The organism is Mailhella sp., from assembly GCF_057866825.1.
In genome coordinates this window covers 1-14,449 of the sequence record NZ_DBMAHT010000050.1, presented here as the reverse complement: position 1 = coordinate 14,449, position 14,449 = coordinate 1, and the positions used below count along the sequence as shown (strand labels likewise).

Annotated in this window: 10 protein-coding genes and 1 pseudogene; 3 read left to right on the top strand and 8 right to left on the bottom strand. The window is 58.2% G+C overall.

Going from position 1 to position 14,449, the window contains the following annotated elements:
• Window positions 1-106: 106 nt before the first annotated feature.
• Both icd and ACZM96_RS06355 read right to left on the bottom strand, forming a co-directional pair.
• Window positions 107-1,264 carry an NADP-dependent isocitrate dehydrogenase gene (gene icd / locus ACZM96_RS06360; RefSeq protein WP_489488005.1) on the bottom strand — a complete coding sequence of 386 codons (1,158 nt, stop codon included), beginning with the start codon at window positions 1,262-1,264 and terminating at the stop codon, window positions 107-109.
• A 10-nt stretch (window positions 1,265-1,274) separates the two neighbouring features.
• The gene (locus ACZM96_RS06355; protein WP_489488003.1) at window positions 1,275-2,399 is read right to left on the bottom strand and encodes an A/G-specific adenine glycosylase; all 1,125 of its coding nucleotides are present in this window, start codon (window positions 2,397-2,399) and stop codon (window positions 1,275-1,277) included.
• Between the two features lie 276 nt (window positions 2,400-2,675).
• On the opposite strand from ACZM96_RS06355, the gene ACZM96_RS06350 reads away from it, so the two are divergent.
• The gene (locus ACZM96_RS06350) at window positions 2,676-3,866 is read left to right on the top strand and encodes an ATP-grasp domain-containing protein (protein ID WP_346666620.1); all 1,191 of its coding nucleotides are present in this window, start codon (window positions 2,676-2,678) and stop codon (window positions 3,864-3,866) included.
• On the top strand, window positions 3,866-4,603 hold the full coding sequence (locus ACZM96_RS06345) for an esterase family protein (protein WP_489488001.1): 738 nt from the start codon (window positions 3,866-3,868) through the stop codon (window positions 4,601-4,603). Before ACZM96_RS06350 ends, ACZM96_RS06345 begins: the two co-directional genes overlap by 1 nt.
• 318 nt (window positions 4,604-4,921) lie before the next feature.
• On the opposite strand, the gene ACZM96_RS06340 is transcribed toward ACZM96_RS06345, so the two are convergent.
• From ACZM96_RS06340 to nifJ, 4 genes and pseudogenes are all read right to left on the bottom strand, one after another.
• Window positions 4,922-5,812: a suppressor of fused domain protein gene (locus ACZM96_RS06340; RefSeq protein WP_489487999.1), complete on the bottom strand. Its 891-nt coding sequence runs from the start codon at window positions 5,810-5,812 to the stop codon at window positions 4,922-4,924.
• 269 nt (window positions 5,813-6,081) lie between these two features.
• Complete coding sequence (locus ACZM96_RS06335; RefSeq protein ID WP_476738453.1) at window positions 6,082-6,450, bottom strand: ferritin-like domain-containing protein; 369 nt, start codon at window positions 6,448-6,450, stop codon at window positions 6,082-6,084.
• 75 nt (window positions 6,451-6,525) lie between these two features.
• Window positions 6,526-6,627 (bottom strand): annotated as a pseudogene (locus ACZM96_RS06330) (rubredoxin-like domain-containing protein); the annotation flags it as partial.
• 137 nt (window positions 6,628-6,764) lie between these two features.
• Entirely contained in the window at window positions 6,765-10,292 is a 3,528-nt protein-coding gene (nifJ, locus tag ACZM96_RS06325; protein ID WP_489487997.1) for a pyruvate:ferredoxin (flavodoxin) oxidoreductase, read from the bottom strand.
• 338 nt (window positions 10,293-10,630) lie between these two features.
• Here nifJ and ACZM96_RS06320 point away from each other — a divergent pair, with 338 nt between their 5' ends.
• The gene (locus tag ACZM96_RS06320) at window positions 10,631-11,068 is read left to right on the top strand and encodes a MarR family winged helix-turn-helix transcriptional regulator (protein WP_489487995.1); all 438 of its coding nucleotides are present in this window, start codon (window positions 10,631-10,633) and stop codon (window positions 11,066-11,068) included.
• Window positions 11,069-11,526: 458 nt separating this feature from the next.
• Here ACZM96_RS06320 and speB read toward each other — a convergent pair whose 3' ends face one another.
• Together speB and ACZM96_RS06310 are read right to left on the bottom strand one after the other, a co-directional pair.
• Complete coding sequence (gene speB, locus ACZM96_RS06315; RefSeq protein WP_489487993.1) at window positions 11,527-12,405, bottom strand: agmatinase; 879 nt, start codon at window positions 12,403-12,405, stop codon at window positions 11,527-11,529.
• Window positions 12,406-12,493: 88 nt separating this feature from the next.
• Window positions 12,494-14,449, bottom strand: a 1,956-nt coding sequence (locus ACZM96_RS06310; RefSeq protein WP_489487991.1) for an efflux RND transporter permease subunit, incomplete at its 5' end; no start/stop codon positions are given.

Here is a 14,449-nt window from a genome sequence, read left to right as displayed (position 1 = left end):
TCGTGCTCCTTAAGCCGGGCTCGGAAACCTCTCCGCGACAGGTGTGTTTCTAGTATAGATGCCCCCGGACGTCAAGCAAAAAATTGGAAATTTCCAAATTTTTTTCTCAACGGATGTTTTCCAGGAGAATTTCACCGAATTTTGAGCAGGAAACCGCCTGTGCGCCGGGCATTTCTGCCGCCAGATCGGGAGTGACAGTCTTAGCGGCGATGGCCTTGAGAATAGCCTGCCTCACTTTGTCCGCTGCGGCGGCAAAGCCGAGATGTTCCAGCATGAGAGCACCGGAGAGCAGCAGACTGCCGGGGTTGGCGATATCCTTGCCCGCGGCGGTGGGAGCCGTGCCGTGCGTAGCTTCAAACAGCGCCAGAGTGTCGGACATGTTGACGCCGGGGGCCATGCCGAGGCCGCCGACCTGAGCCGCCAGAGCGTCGGAGATGTAGTCGCCGTTCAGGTTGGGCAGTGCAAGAACGCTGTACTGTTCGGGGCGAAGCAGGGCTTCCTGGAACATGGCGTCGGCAATGCGATCTTTAATAATGATCTTGCCCTTGCTGTTTTCCGGCGTGGCTTCCTTTTCGGGAATGGTAACGTCGCCGAATTCTTCTCTGGCGACTTCATATCCCCATGCGCGGAATCCGCCTTCGGTGAATTTCATGATATTGCCCTTATGCACCAGGGTGACGCTGGGAAGATGGTGATCCAGCGCGTACCGGATGGCGCGGCGGACAAGACGCTTGGAGCAGAACGCCGACATGGGCTTGATGCCGATGGCGGACGCTTCGCGGATTTTTGCCCCGAACTCGGAACGCAGAAATGCGGCGAGCTTTTCCGCTTCGGCGGATCCGGCCTGATATTCGATGCCGGCATAAACGTCTTCGGTATTTTCACGGAAAATGACCATGTTGACGTTTTCAGGATGCTTGACGGGAGTGCTTATGCCTTCAAACCAGCTGACGGGGCGAATGCAGGCGTACAGATCAAAAGCCTGACGCATGGCCACGTTGAGGCTGCGCATGCCGCCGCCCACGGGCGTGCCGAGCGGTCCCTTGATGGCGACGGACGCCGTTTTCAGAGTGTCGAGGGTTTCCTGAGGAAGGGGAGAGCCGGTCAGACGCGTGGCTTTTTCACCGGCCAGAAGTTCCACCCATTCCAGTTCTTCTTCGCCGTCCGTGGCGGCCTGCATGGCGGCGTCCAGAACTGGCCGGGTCACCTTCCATATTTCAGGACCTATGCCGTCGCCTTCAATCCAATAAACAGTGTGTTTCATAGTAGCCTTCCTACAGGGAGAGTTGTTCCGCCTTAGCGCGGGTTTTCCTGAGAAAATAGCGTTCCGCCATTTTCCGATGATGTGCGGGCATGGCGAGATCTTCCGTTTTGTTCCAAGGAACAAAACGGTGGGGAACATCGTCGAGTCTCGCGGAAATTTCGTTCATGGTCAGCGGGGGATCGGCGGCAATGCGAAAAAAGTGGGCGGTGAGTCTGTGATTGGTGTAGCCGTGCTGAACCTGCCCGAGAGGAGCAATGATTTCCACCGGAATACCCATTTCTGCCAGCGTCCGTATGACCGCTTCCTGCGGTGAGCCGGAAGAGACCTCTGTTCCCGGGAATTCCCACATGTTGCCCCAGAGTCCCTCGGGACTGCGACGAAGCAGCAGCACCTGACCTTCCACAATGAGAATACCGTGCGCTGAGGTAACGGGAATGGTACGGGCTTTTGCCTCGGCAACAGGACGTTCCTTTTCCACGCCGAGCTTGTGCGCCGAACACCAGGAGACAAGAGGACACTGCCGGCATTGCGGAGACTTGCCGCAGACCAGAGCGCCGAGCTCCATGAGCGCCTGATTGTAGGCGCGGGCCTGTCCGTGAGGCAGAAAGCGCTGCGCTTCCTGACGAATGAGTGCGGCCGCCGGATTTTTTTTGACGGGAGAATCGATGTTCATGAGTCGGGAAAAGACGCGCTCGACGTTGGCGTCGATGGATACCATGTCCTGCTCATAGGCAATGCCGAGAATGGCGGCCACGGTATAGTCGCCAAGTCCGGGCAGAGAGGAGAGCGCCTCCTGTGAGTCGGGAACGGTGCCTCCGTGGCGTTCAAGCATGATTTTTGCGGCCTGATGGAGAAAACGCGCGCGCCGATAGTAACCGAGACCTTCCCAGTAGCGGAGTATTTCTTCTTCAGGGGCTTCGGCCACGGAGCGGACGTCGGGGAAACGGCCCATCCAGCGCTGAAAGTAGGCAACGCCGCGTTCCATCTGCGTCTGCTGAAGCATGACTTCGGATATCCAGACTTCATAGGGCGTGTAATGCACTCTCCAAGGCAGCGGACGCTTGTGGAGGGCGAACCAGGCGAGCAGGGCGTCGGTGATCTTTGTAACGTCATTCTGGGGGAATACGGAAAACATCGAGGCAGTATATACGGCAACGATGGTGCTTACAAGACAATGTCGGGCGTTTTTTAAAGAAAAAATGAGTATTGAGCACGCTGGTCGGAAAGAGGGAAGAAGAGCGCAGGGGATGCGGCGATTTTTTCAAGAAAAGGACCTGGTTATGAACTCCAAAAGTCTTGATGCCGGAGTCGGTGATTGCTTTTTGCGATGTAGTGATTCATACTGAACGCAATACCTATGATTTCCGCGCTGGATGCGGGCGGAAATAGTTGTCCTACTGAGAGGATTCTTATGAATTTTGTGTTTATTTCTCCACAGTTTCCCCAGTCGTACTGGAACTTCTGCGATCGGCTGAAGGCTCGCGGCGTCAATGTTCTCGGCATAGGGGACACGCCTTATGACGAACTGTCAGGTGAGCTTCGCGGCTGTCTTACGGAGTATTACCGGGTGGACTCTCTGGAAGATTACGACCAGGTTTACAGAGCCATGGCGTTTCTTACGTTCAAGCACGGCCGCATAGACTGGGTGGAAAGCAATAACGAGTACTGGCTCAGTCAGGACGCCCGTCTGCGTGACGATTTCAATATCAAAACCGGCATGAGCGTGGCGGAGGTCGCCAACGTGCGGCGCAAGTCGGCCATGAAGAAGTTTTACCAGGAGGCCGGAGTGCCTGCGGCGCGCTGGCATCTTATCGGCGATCTGGAGAGCGGCAAGGCCTTTGCGCATGAAGTGGGCTATCCGGTGTTCGTCAAGCCCGACGGCGGCATGGGCGCTTCCGGCAGCTACAAGATTTCCAGCGATGAAGAGATGGAACGCTTTTATGCAGGCAAGGAGAATGTTCCTTATATCATGGAGGAATATCTCTGCGGAGACATCTGGTCCTACGACGGCGTTTCCGATTCCAAGGCCAATGTGATTTTTGAAACCTGCACATCGTGGCCGCCGTCCATTGCGGATATCGTGAACAACAAGGATCATCTGGCCTACTACACGGCGAGCAATCTGCCAGACGATCTCAAAGAAGTCGGCCGTAATACCATCAAGGCGTTCAATGTGCGCAGTCGTTTCTTCCATCTGGAGTTCTTCAGACTCAGGGAGGACAAGCCCGGTCTTGCCCGCAAGGGAGAGCTGGTGGCTCTGGAGGTGAACATGCGCCCCGCGGGCGGATGGACGCCCGACATGTTCAACTATGCCAACAGTGTGGACGTGTATTCCATATGGGCCGACATGGTCACGCACGACAAGACCTTTGTTGATCTCGACCGGCAGAAGTTCTTTGCCGTCTATGCCGGCAGACGCAACGGCAAGCCCTACGTGCATACGCCGGAAGAAATTCGTGCGCGCTATGCCGGGCGCATCGTCATGGACCTGGACATTCCCGAAGCCATTTCCGGGGCCATGGGAAATCATCAGTGGACGGCCATTCTCGACACGGCCGAACAGAAGGATGAATTCATTCACTTTGTGCAGGAGACGTACTGATGGAGTATCAGCGTCACAGTCAGTACAGTCGGATTCTCGACCGGGAACTGCCTTTTCTTGTTTTCGGCCACACGGGCAAGCCCGTGATGGTGTTTCCTACGCAAAACGGACGGTGTACGGATTTTAACGACTTTCAGATGCCGGAAACCGTGGCGGAGCATATCCATGCGGGACGCATTCAGCTGTTCTGTGTGGATTCCATTGATGAAGAAACCTGGTCGGACAAAAACGGCGACAAGGGGCGTCGTGCATGGCTTCAGGAGCAGTGGTTCCGCTACTGCACCGAGGAGTTCACGCCGCTCATGCTGCAGATGAACGGAACTAGGCAGGCTCCGCTGACGGCAGGATGCAGCATGGGGGCAACGCATGCGCTCAACACGTTTCTGCGTCGTCCCGACTTGTTTGACGGCGTCATTGCCCTGAGCGGAGCCTACGATGCCCGATATTTCTTCGGCGATTACATGGACTCCAACCTCTACAACAACTCCATAGTCGATTACATGAGGGGATTCCCCCTGGATCATTCCTATATTCCCATGTTCAACACCCGGAGCATATATATATGCTCCGGGCAGGGAGCCTGGGAAGATGAAATGATACGCACCACAGGTATGCTGAAGGCGATTTTTGAAGAAAAGGGCATTCGCGCCTTTTTTGACTTCTGGGGACACGATGTGGACCATGACTGGCCCTGGTGGAGAAAACAGTTCCCGTATTTTCTCAATAAGATTCTTTAAAAGCAGGCATCGTCCTTAAAAAATATACGGGGGAGTTCCCTCGTATATTTTTTTAATAGACACGTTGTCCAAAAGCCGAAATCAGAGGTGTCGCCGGTCAGAAGACTTTTTGTCTTTTGAAGGCTTGCCAGCTTCGAGCGGTCGGCGTCAGGCGGCAAAGGCGATTCCGCAAAAAGACAGCATGTTTTGTTTCAGGGCTTGCCTCCCATCAGTCGGCTGCGTTGGCCGTTGCCTGCATGCACGACAGGCATGGTACGAAGTCTGCCGGCGAATCCGCGCCCCCTTTGAGCGTGCCCCCTGCTGACGTCGGAGAAAAGCCTACTTTCCGCCCTTGAAAAAGGACATGGCCTGCCGCACGAGGTTTGATGCCTGTCTGGTCAGGCTGCCGTCGGCGGCAAGCGATTCCTTGAGGGCAATGCGCTCTTCCGGGGACAGGGCGTCCATGTGCCTGGCGAGTTCATGGCGCTTGCCGTCTTCCATGGACTGAAAGTTCTTGACGAGTTCAGCCCTGCGTTTTGCCATGACGGCGACATTGGGGCGATCCGGCGTCACCACGCGGGGAAGGTTGTAGCGGATGAATTCATCAATCAGAGCGACGGGACTTTGTTCGGCGACGAATGTCAGCTCTTCCGCGTACAGGGGAATGACTTCATAAAACGTCACGGCTTCGCCGTCGTGGAGACGGCATTGTCCTTCGCGATCGTTCATGCCCGTCAGCATGGCGGCGCAAAGGCCGGTATTATCGGCAAAAGGAAGGCCCTGCGAAAAACTGAAGGTATGCCCCCAGGCGTTGTAGCTTTGAGTTGTTTCAGGCAGAGAGGCAATATTCATCAGCAGACGAACAGGCCAGGCGTCCCGCTCTTCGCCGGACTGCACATTCCAGTCGGCAGGCAGGCGTATCAGATATTCGGCCCGGGGAGGAAGCTCGCTGTCTTTGGGAACGCTCATGGGGCGAGCTCCGGCACCTATGGTGAGAAGAATGGTTTCTTCTCCTGCGGAAGGGGAGGTCTGAGCGGAGAAGAGCCTGCCGATATGTTTCCGACTGGGGGGCGTGAGGGCCAGAATGTCGAGAGCGCCGCCCGAGGGCAGTTGGGCCTGGCCTATGCCGGAGATGGAGCCGAAATGCTTCTGCACATGCGCCATGAGAAGGTTGCGGTCGGCGTTGTCGTACATGGAGGGCGTTGAGGAAGTTTTTACCTCACAGGACATATAAAGCTCCTGAGATGTTCCTCCGAAGTACGGAGAACACAGAAAAGGTTCAGAAAAATCGGCGTTCCCTGGCCGGTTCCGCTGCTTTGCCTGCCTCGGCAAAAAACGGGATTCCCTCATTTTGTGAGGCTGTTTTTTCTTGGATAGCGAAAAGTCGAAAAAAAAGATACCCCGTCGATGACGGGGTATCTTTCAAGCAACACTAAAACTTTTCAGACGCTTCAGGAAACCAGCGGTGAGGGATCCCGCCCGGAAGCGTCAGAGGCGCATTAGAAGTAGCGCTTCAGCAGACCGGCGAAACCGGCGCCGTGACGAGCTTCGTCCTTGGCCATTTCATGCACGGTGTCGTGGATGGCGTCATAGCCCTTGGCCTTGGCCTTGCGGGCGGTTTCCATCTTACCGGCGCAGGCACCGGCTTCAGCTTCAGCACGCATCTTCACGTTGGTCTTGGTGCAGGGCACGAGCACTTCGCCGAGCAGTTCGGCGAACTTGGCAGCGTGTTCGGCTTCTTCAAAGGCATAGCGCTTGAAGGCGTCGGCGATTTCAGGATAGCCTTCACGTTCGGCCTGACGGCTCATGGCAAGATACATGCCCACTTCGGTGCATTCGCCGGTGAAGTTGGCGCGCAGTTCTTCCATGATGTCGGCGTCTTCAACCTTGCCGTCGCCGACATGGTGTTCGGTCACGAAGCCAGCGTTGCCTTCTTCCACACGGAACTTGGAGCCGGGAGCGCCGCACTGGGGGCACACGAAATCTTCGGGAAGGCTTTCAGCCTCAACGGTATAGCCGCAGATGGGGCAAACAAACTTTTTCATCGTATTATTCTCCTGATGGATGCCGCAACGATGGAATCGTGCAACGGATTTTGCGGCAGAGGAAAGTAAACGTTTTCTCTAGGCCGCAATGAGAAAGGGGCGGAAAGAATTTCCTTCCGCCCCTGTGCGGAATCAGATTACTTGGAGAGCTCGGTCAGTTCGTCGAAGCGTTCCTGATACTGCTGAGCCAGAGTGGCGCGCATCTTCTTGGCGAGTTCGGGCTTAGCCTTTTCAAGCTGGGCATAGCGGTTTTCGCCGAGCAGGAATTCATCGAGGGTGCCGTCGGGCTCCTTCTTGTAGTCAAGAATGAAGGGATTCTTGCCTTCTTCCTTGAGGGTGGGGTTGTAGCGGTACAGAGGCCAGTAACCGGTCTGCACGGCGAGCTTGGCTTCTTCGAGGCTGCGGCCCATACCCTTGCGGATGCCCTGGTTGATGCAGGGAGCGTAGGCAATGATGAGCGAAGGACCATGATAGGCTTCGGCTTCCTTGAAGGCCTTGAGCACCTGGTTCATGTCGGCGCCCATGCTCACGCTGGCGACGTACACGTAGCCGTAGGTCATGGCCATGCGACCGAGTTCCTTCTTGCGGACGGGCTTGCCGCCGGCAGCGAACTTGGCGATGGAGCCGAGAGGAGTAGCCTTGGAGGCCTGGCCGCCGGTGTTGGAGTACACTTCGGTGTCGATGACGAGGATGTTGATGTCGGCGCCGGAAGCGATGACGTGGTCAAGGCCGCCGTAACCGATGTCGTAGCCCCAGCCGTCGCCGCCGAACACCCAGAAGGACTTCTTGGTGAAGAGATCCTGCATGGTCCAGAGCTTTTCGAGGGCGGGATTGCCGTCAACGTCGGTGAGCTCGTCGAGCACGGCTTCGCCGTATTCACGGGAGAGCTTGGCGTCGTTCATGTTGTCGAGCCAGTTCTGGAGGGCGGTCTTCAGTTCTTCGCTGATGCCGGGCACTTCCAGAGCTTCACGGCAGGCAAGGGCGAGGCCGTCGCGACGCTGCTTGTAGGCGTCGTGCATGCCGAGGCCGTATTCGGCGGCGTCTTCAAACAGGGAGTTGCCCCAGGCCGGGCCGAAGCCGTCCTTGTTCTGGCAGTAAGGCGTGGTGGGAGCGGAGCCGCCCCAGATGGAGGTGCAGCCCGTGGCGTTGGCGATGACCATGCGTTCGCCGAACAGCTGGGTGAGCAGCTTGACGTAGGGAGTTTCGCCGCAGCCGGCGCAGGCGCCGGAGAATTCCAGCAGAGGCTGGCAGAGCTGAGAACCCTTGAGGGTGCCGCGATCGACCAGGTCGTCCTTGATGGAGATGTTTTCTTCGGCGAACTTGAGGTTGGCCACCTGAGCGTCGAGCTGAGTTTCGAGGGGCTTCATGACCAGAGCCTTTTCCTTGGCGGGGCAGACGTTGGCGCAGGAACCGCAGCCGAGGCAGTCCTGAGCGTACACCTGGATGCGGAACTTGAGGCCCTTGAGTTCCTTGCCCATGGCGTCGATGGTGACGAAGCTTTCAGGCGCGCCTTCGAGTTCGTCTTCGGTGGCGAGCACGGGACGGATGGCGGCATGGGGGCAGGCCATGGAGCAGCGGGTGCACTGGATGCACTTGGTGGAATCCCATTCGGGCACGAACACGGCTACGCCGCGCTTTTCGCAGGCAGTGGTGCCGAGCGGAACGACGCCGGTGGGATCAAAGGCGGACACGGGCAGGGTGTCGCCCTTCTGAGCAAGGATGGGACGAACCACGTTGGCGATGTAGGGATCGGTGTCGTGGTAGATGGAAGGAGTGTCGGCGGCGTCGGCCCAGGATTCGGGGTACTTGATCTCGGTGAGAGCTTCAAGAGCCTTGTCCACGGCGGCGATGTTCATGTTGACGACCTTGTCGCCCTTCTTGCCGTAGGTCTTCTTGATGGCGGCCTTGATGTAGTTGATGGCGTCATCGATGGGCAGCACGTTGGCGAGCTTGAAGAAGGCGGTCTGGGTAACCATGTTGATGCGGTTGCCGAGGCCCACTTCCGCAGCCACCTTGCCGGCGTCCACGTTGAAGAACTTGAGGTGCTTTCTGGCGATGGTGCGCTTCATCTGACCGGGCAGTTCGCGTTCCATGTCTTCCACGGTGGTCCAGCTGGAGTTCAGCAGGAAGGTGCCGCCGTCCTTGATGCCTTCGAGCACGTCATACATGTGGACGTAGGAATCCTTGTGGCAGGCGATGAAGTCGGCGCGGTTCACCAGGTAGGAGGACTTGAGGTAGGTCTTGCCGAAGCGCAGATGCGAAACGGTGAAGCCGCCGGACTTCTTGGAGTCGTAGGCGAAGTAGCCCTGAGCGTACATGTCGGTGTTGTCGCCGATGATCTTGATGGCGTCCTTGTTGGCGCCAACGGTGCCGTCGGAGCCGAGGCCGAAGAACTTGCACTGCACGGTGCCGGCGGGCACGGTGTCGATGTCGGCGCCCACTTCGAGGGACAGGTTGGTCACGTCGTCTTCAATGCCCACGGTGAAGTGGTTCTTGGGAGAGGCGACCAGCATGTTGTCGAACACGGCCTTGGCCATGGCGGGGGTGAATTCCTTGGAGCCGAGGCCGTAGCGGCCGGCGAGGAGCTTGGGGAACACGCGGATCTGATCGCCGTGTTCCACAAAGGCGGTGCAGACGTCTTCGTACAGAGGTTCGCCGAGGGAGCCGGGTTCCTTGGTGCGGTCGAGCACGGTCACGGTCTGCACGGTGGCGGGCATGACGTTCAGCATGAGCTCGGCGCTGAAGGGACGGAACAGACGAACCTTGACGATACCGACGTGTTCGCCCTGAGCGTTCAGGTAATCGACCACTTCTTCCATGACGTCGCAGGAGGAGCCCATGGCCACGACCACGCGATCGGCTTCGGGATCTCCGTAGTAGTCGAAGGGCTTGTAGTTGCGGCCGGTGATGGAGGCAACGCGCTTCATGGCGTCAATCACGACGGCGGGCACTTCATTGTAGAAGGGGTTGCAGGCTTCGCGGTTCTGGAAGTAGATGTCGGGGTTCTGGGCGGTGCCGCGCTGATGGGGATGTTCAGGATTCATGGCGTTGTCGCGGAATTCCTGAACCTTGTCCCAGTTCACGACCTTGCGGATGTCTTCGTAGTCGATGACTTCGATCTTGCGGATTTCGTGAGAGGTGCGGAAGCCGTCGAAGAAGTGGCAGAAGGGCACGCTGGAGTCGATGGCGGCGAGATGAGCCACCAGAGCGAGGTCCATGGCTTCCTGGGGGTTGTTGGAGCACAGGAAGGCAAAGCCGGTCTGACGGGCGGCCATGACGTCCTGATGGTCGCCGAAGATGGACAGAGCATGGGAGGCCAGGGCGCGGGCGGAAACATGGAAGACGGCAGGCAGAAGTTCGCCGGCGATCTTGTACATGTTGGGGATCATGAGCAGCAGGCCCTGAGAAGCCGTGAAGGTGGTGGTCAGAGCGCCGGAAACGAGGGAGCCGTGAACAGCGCCGGCGGCACCGGCTTCGGACTGCATTTCACGGATGGCGACGGTCTGTCCCATCAGGTTCTTCTGGCCCTTGGCGGACCATTCGTCGGCCAGTTCGCCCATGACGGACGAGGGCGTAATGGGGTAGATGGCGGCAACGTCGCTCAAAGCGTAGGCAATGTGCGCGGCGGCGGTATTGCCGTCCATAGTCTTCATGTGTTTGGCCATAAAGTCCTCCTCATAGAGATGCCCGCCAAGCGGCGGAAAAGTGCCCGCGTAAACCGCGGAAGATTTCAGAGTCAGTCGGTCGCAACAGGCTGGAAGGGGGATAGGCGCGCCCCTCCTGTGACCGAACGGGAGAAAACTAATACTGTTTGAGCAAACAATCAACCGTTTTCCCTTTGCTAACATATCAAAAAACTCATTTTTCGTAAAGATGGGGAGCGAAGGGGAGGAAGTAAAAAAGAAGATTATCATTTACCGGCGACGGGGAATGGGGGAAGATTCCGGAGACTGCTCTCAGACGGCGGAAATTTCGGCGCGCCTTGTCGCGCAAGGGGGAAACTATGGACTACAGCGATTCCGTGGACCGGCTCAACCGAATTCTGGTTCGGGCGCATCGCATCATTCAGCACGAGCTGCTCAGGCAGGGGGTGGACGATCTGGTGCCGTCGCACGGCGCCGTGCTGGAATATTTGAGTCAGGCAGGCATACCGCAGCCGGTCACGGAACTCGTGGTGGCGTTGAAGCGTCCGAAGTCGTCCATCACCAAGGCGACGGACTGTCTGGAACACGGCGGCTACGTGTTCAAGCGTCCCAATCCCGGCGACGGACGCAGTTATCTTGTGGGGCTTACGCCTGCGGGCAGCGAGGCGCTGGAGATTTTTCGGGGAGCCTATGCGTCGCTGGAAAAGAAGCTGTTCGCCTCCATTTCGGACGAGCGCCGAGAGGAGTGCATGCAGACGCTCGCGGAGATGGAAGCCAATCTGGAGCGCTTTCTCTGAGCGTGGGCACAGAGACGAAATCACGCGAAGATGCGACGTGTGGGGCCGGACGTTGCCTGTCCCCATTGGTCCATTAATTAAGGAAGTAAGACTTGCGAAGACGAGGGAAGAACGTGGGCCGTGCTTCCGGCGTTTCTTGTCCGCGGAAACAGCGTTCGACGCAGCGCGTATTCGTCTGTCGGGCGCTGCCGGAGTTCCTCCCGACCCAATTTTTTGCTGAAGCCGTGCATGGAAAGATGACCGCTCGGCTTGTGTTTGTCAAAAAAAGTATGCCGAGAGCATCTCTTCCTTCCTGCCGATGCGGAGAGCATGCGCCGGGGCGCTCATAGAAGGAAAGCGGGCAGAGATTTGTCCATCTTTGCCCGCTGAAGAAATTTCGGAACTATCCTGGAAAGAAAACATGCTGCGGGGAAAGGACGCCGCCTTTTGCAACAAGGCGTCTTTCCCCGCATTTTTAATTATTGAGCATCGTTGTTTCTTGCCGCGAGTCCCATGAGTGCGTAGGTCAGGCTTGCGGCCGCAAAATCCGAGACGATGTGTCCTTCGCGCGGGGCGAGCTCCACTACGTCGAAGCCCAGAACGCGCCGTCCCTGCATGGCCCTGGCCGCAAGGTCGAGCGCCATGTACCAGTCGAGACCGCCGGGCACGGGAGTTCCGGTTTCGGGCATGATGGAAGGATCAAGACCGTCCACGTCGAAGGTGATGAAGATGTTGTGGGGAAAATCTTCGGGAATGAGGTTGTCCGGAATGCCGTGACGGCACAGATACGGGGCGTCCCAGCTGACGACGCCGTGTTCCTTTCTGGCTTCCAGCTCTTCGCGGCAGTAGATGCGGTTTCCGAGCTGCACGAGCGGCAGATCGAGATCCTTGACGGCTCGGCGCATCACGCTGGCGTGACTCCACTTGCTGCCTTCGTAGCTGTCGCGCAGGTCGGCGTGGGCGTCGAACTGAACGACGCCGAAACGGCCGTGCCGTTCCTTGAGCGCCGCCATTTCTCCGTAGGTGAGGGAATGCTCTCCGCCGAGCACCACGGGCATGGCCCCGGCGTCGAGCGCGGCCAGCACGGCCTTCCTGACGTTTTCCATCACCTGTTCCGGCGTGCCTGAGCAATCGACGGGGCGCTGCGTAAAAATGCCGTTTTCTCCGGGATAGCTTGTTCCGTCGTAGAGTTCGAGCTGGTCGGAGGCGTCAAGAATGGCTTCCGGGCCGTTGGCCGTGCCTCCGGCATAGCTGACCGTGGCCTCGTAGGGCACGGGGATGACGTGAAAGCGCGCCTGATCGGCGGGACGGGGCGGCACTTCCGAGGAAAGAAAACGGTTCTCGTATTCGTTCAGCATGAAGATTCTCTGATGATTGGTCTGTGTTGTGCATGCGGAAGCCGGGCTTCCGTACCTTGTCCGAGGGCTCCGCGGATAGCGGAAAACGTTATTGCGCCTGACCGGAAGAGGCGTCGGCCTGAGACGGTTCGGCGAGACTCTTGCGGAAGATGCGGCGCATGTTTTTGCTCACCCATTTGCCGAAGTTGTCGAGATAGACGTAGTACACCGGCGTGATGTAGAGCGTGACGAGCTGAGAGAAGATCAGGCCGCCGGAAACGCAGATGCCGATGGGCTGACGGGCTTCCGCGCCCGTGGCGCCGATGCCGAACGCCAGCGGCAGCGCGCCCATGACTGCGGCCAGCGTGGTCATGAGAATGGGACGGAAGCGGATGAGGCAGCCCTGAATGATGGCGTCTTCTGTCTCCAGACTTCCGCTGCGTTCGGCCGCAAGGGCGAAGTCGAGCACCATGATGGCGTTTTTCTTGACGATGCCGATGAGCATGATGATGCCCACGAAGGCGGTCATGTTCAGTTCCGAATTGAAGAGCCACAGACTGAACAGCGCGCCGAACGCCGCGGACGGCAGACCGGAAAGAATGGTGATGGGGTGAATGAAGCTTTCGTACAGAATGCCGAGCACGATGTAGATGAGCAGCAGCGCCACAACGATGATGAGTATCATGTCGTGAACGGAATCCTGAAAGTCCTGGGCCGTGCCGGTGAGGCTGCCGGAAACCGAGGCGGGCAGGATGTCGCGGGCGGCGTTTTCCACGTCGGCCATGGCTTCGCCCATGGCGTAGCCGCTGGCCACGTTGAAGGAAATGCTCACGGCGGGGAACTGTCCTCTGTGGTTCACGGAAAGAGGACCGGCCTCGAACTGCCGGGTGACCAGGGTTTCCAGCGGCACGAGCTTGCCCTTGCCGGAGCGCAGATAGATGCTTTCCAGAATGCTTGCGCTGTCCTGAAGGTCGCGTGCGACTTCCATTTTCACGGTGTAGTCGCTGACGTCCGTGTAGATGGTGGAGATTTCGCGCGTGCCGAAGGCGGAGTAGAGCGAGTTTTCTATCTGCGAGAGGGTGATGCCCAGCATGGTGGCCTTGTCTCTGTCCACGATGAGCCGGATGGACGGGTTCATGAGCTGCAGATCGGAGCCCACGTCGCGCACGCTTTTCACGTGATGCAGGGCCTCTTCCACGTCGCGGGCGGCGGCGTAGAGTTCGGCGGTGTTGCTGCCCACGAGCGTGTAGGTGTAGATGCCGGTCGTGCTGCCGCCGGCGCCCTGCATGTTGGCGTTGCGCAGCGAGACCATGAGCGTGGGATTGTTGTCCAGCGCCTTTCTGAGCCGGTCGATGACGACGTTGATGTTGTCGCGTTCGGAAATGGGCTTCAGGCGGATCATGATGTTGGCGGTGTTGGCTCTCGTGCCGCCGCCGATGGTGGTGGTGAAGCTGCGCACGGCCGGATCGGCGGAGATGATGGGATGGAGTTCTTCCACGGCCTTGGTCAGGGCCGTGAAGGAAATGGATTCCTCGGCGCGGGCGTAGAGTCGTATGCGACCGCCGTCGATGGCCGGAAAGTATCCCGTGGGCACCAGCGTAGAGAGCCACCAGGTGGCCGCAATGAGCAGCAGCGAACCTACGAACGTGATGAAACGGTGACGCATCACGAAATGAAGGCTGCGCGAATAGAGCGAGAGCAGGGCGACGAAGCCGCGTTCCATGGCGGCCTTGATGCCGGAATGCTTCAGATGCACGGACTGATCGGTGAGAAACAGCGCGCTCATCATGGGCGTGAGGCTGATGGAGATGAAGAAGGAAATGGAAATGGCGATGATGATGACGGCCGCGAATTCAAAGAACATGCGGCCTGCCGTTCCGGGCAGGAAGAGCAGCGGAATGAACACCGCGCCGAGGGAGATGGTCATGGAAAGAATGGTGAAGCCGATTTCCCCTGCGCCGTCCATGGCGGCGTTGAAGGGCGACTTGCCCATTTCGCGGTGTCGAATGATGTTTTCCAGCATGACGATGGCGTCGTCCACCACGAAGCCCACCACCAGAATGAG

Excerpts from the sequence above, each read along its gene's own strand:
- icd (WP_489488005.1), bottom strand. The coding sequence starts at position 1,264 with ATGAAACACACTGTTTATTGGATTGAAGGCGACGGCATAGGTCCTGAA.
- ACZM96_RS06355 (WP_489488003.1), bottom strand. The coding sequence starts at position 2,399 with ATGTTTTCCGTATTCCCCCAGAATGACGTTACAAAGATCACCGACGCC.
- ACZM96_RS06350 (WP_346666620.1), top strand. The coding sequence starts at position 2,676 with ATGAATTTTGTGTTTATTTCTCCACAGTTTCCCCAGTCGTACTGGAAC.
- ACZM96_RS06345 (WP_489488001.1), top strand. The coding sequence starts at position 3,866 with ATGGAGTATCAGCGTCACAGTCAGTACAGTCGGATTCTCGACCGGGAA.
- ACZM96_RS06340 (WP_489487999.1), bottom strand. The coding sequence starts at position 5,812 with ATGTCCTGTGAGGTAAAAACTTCCTCAACGCCCTCCATGTACGACAAC.
- ACZM96_RS06335 (WP_476738453.1), bottom strand. The coding sequence starts at position 6,450 with ATGGAAGAACTGCGCGCCAACTTCACCGGCGAATGCACCGAAGTGGGC.
- nifJ (WP_489487997.1), bottom strand. The coding sequence starts at position 10,292 with ATGGCCAAACACATGAAGACTATGGACGGCAATACCGCCGCCGCGCAC.
- ACZM96_RS06320 (WP_489487995.1), top strand. The coding sequence starts at position 10,631 with ATGGACTACAGCGATTCCGTGGACCGGCTCAACCGAATTCTGGTTCGG.
- speB (WP_489487993.1), bottom strand. The coding sequence starts at position 12,405 with ATGCTGAACGAATACGAGAACCGTTTTCTTTCCTCGGAAGTGCCGCCC.